Below are 1,429 nucleotides of genomic sequence, written 5' to 3'. Positions count from 1 at the left end.
TGAACTGACCCCCAAATGTTGGACGGTTTAAGTTTATATCAAGGACTGAGTTCTGTACTGCACAGGACTCAGTCCTTTTAGTTTCACTTGAATACGCTCATGATTGTAATAGTGCATGTACTCATGAATCTGTTGTTCTAACTCCTCAATCGTTTGAGGCTTTTCAATATAAATTGTCTCACACTTTAATGTCCCGAAGAACCCTTCCATCAGTGCGTTATCTAAGCAATTGCCTTTTCTGCTCATACTTTGCTTAATACCATGCTGTTTAAGCACCTGTCCAAACTGTCTCATTTGATAATGCCAACCTTGATCTGAGTGCAGCATGAGTGTCTTATCACGGCACGCTTTCGTCTTTGCTAAAGCATCACCTAGCATCTTGCTCACTAAGTCATAGGTTGGTCGCCTTGAGAGTGTGTAACTGACAATCTCATTGTTATAACAATCAAGTATGGGTGATAGATACAGCTTATCATCACCCACCTTAAACTCAGTAATGTCAGTCAGCCAGCGCTTATGCGGATGACCTGCATAAAACTGGCGCTTTAAATAATTCTTCGCGATCTTACCTTGTTGTCCTTTATAGGATCGGTAATTCTGACGTCTTATCTTTGCGCTAAGCTTCATTTGACGCATAAGCTTAGCAATGAGCTTATGGTTATGATAAGCGCCTTGCTGCTTTAACGCAGCTGTGACTCTACGGTAGCCATACCTGCCTTTGTGCTTGTGGTAAAGCTCAGTAATACATTGTTTTAAGTCTGCATATTTGTCTTTAACATCAAACTGACACCTATGGTAGTAAAAGACACTCTTAGCCATCTTAGCGATGTTGAGCAAAGCAGATAAAGGGTGCTCTTGCCTCAATGCTTCGATGAGCCTTGCTTTCTCAAAGCTTGTTTCTTTTCCTTCTCCTTGAGCAAGGCATCGAGCTTTTTTAGGTAAGCAACCTCCGCACGTAGGTATTCATTCTCACGCTTCAATTCTGCTAATGTCTTTTCATCATCTGGTTTGTCTGTAATAAAGGGCTTACTCATGGCGACTCTACCTTTAGGCTTGGTTGTTAGTCCAGACAAGCCGTGTAATCGATACGCTTTGTGCCAATGACTGATTAGGGCCGGTGAGCTGATGTTAAATGTCAGTGCTGTCTGTGATTGACTTAAACCTTGTTCTAGCATGGTGCTTAACACTTTCAGTTTAAACTCACTGCTGTATTTGGCTTTGCTTGTCTTTGGCTTAATGGCATCTATGCCACCGCTTTGGTATTGTTTGACCCATTTGAGTACAAACTCTGGATTGACGTTAAATTTCTTAGCGGTGGCCTGACTACTATGTCCTTGCCGATAGTATGCGATGACTTGCATCTTAAAGTCTAGATCGTAACGCATAAAAATACCCCATAAGTTGTGTCCAACTTATGGGGGTCGGTTCA

Annotated in this window: 2 protein-coding genes; both read right to left on the bottom strand. The window is 41.9% G+C overall.

Going from position 1 to position 1,429, the window contains the following annotated elements; genetic code table 11:
* Positions 1 to 33: 33 nt before the first annotated feature.
* Entirely contained in the window at positions 34 to 963 is a 930-nt protein-coding gene (locus tag ACT3SX_RS15065; RefSeq protein WP_192520989.1) for an IS3 family transposase, read from the bottom strand.
* Positions 861 to 1,385 (bottom strand): helix-turn-helix domain-containing protein, encoded by a 525-nt coding sequence (locus tag ACT3SX_RS15060; RefSeq protein WP_192520988.1) that lies wholly within the window; start codon positions 1,383 to 1,385, stop codon positions 861 to 863. The genes ACT3SX_RS15065 and ACT3SX_RS15060 overlap by 103 nt, the downstream gene beginning before the upstream one ends.
* Between the last annotated feature and the right edge of the window lie 44 nt (positions 1,386 to 1,429).

Origin of the sequence: Psychrobacter sp. AOP31-B2-9 (assembly GCF_052378005.1) — a bacterium.
Classification (GTDB): domain Bacteria; phylum Pseudomonadota; class Gammaproteobacteria; order Pseudomonadales; family Moraxellaceae; genus Psychrobacter.
This window is presented reverse-complemented; position numbering and strand designations above follow the sequence as displayed.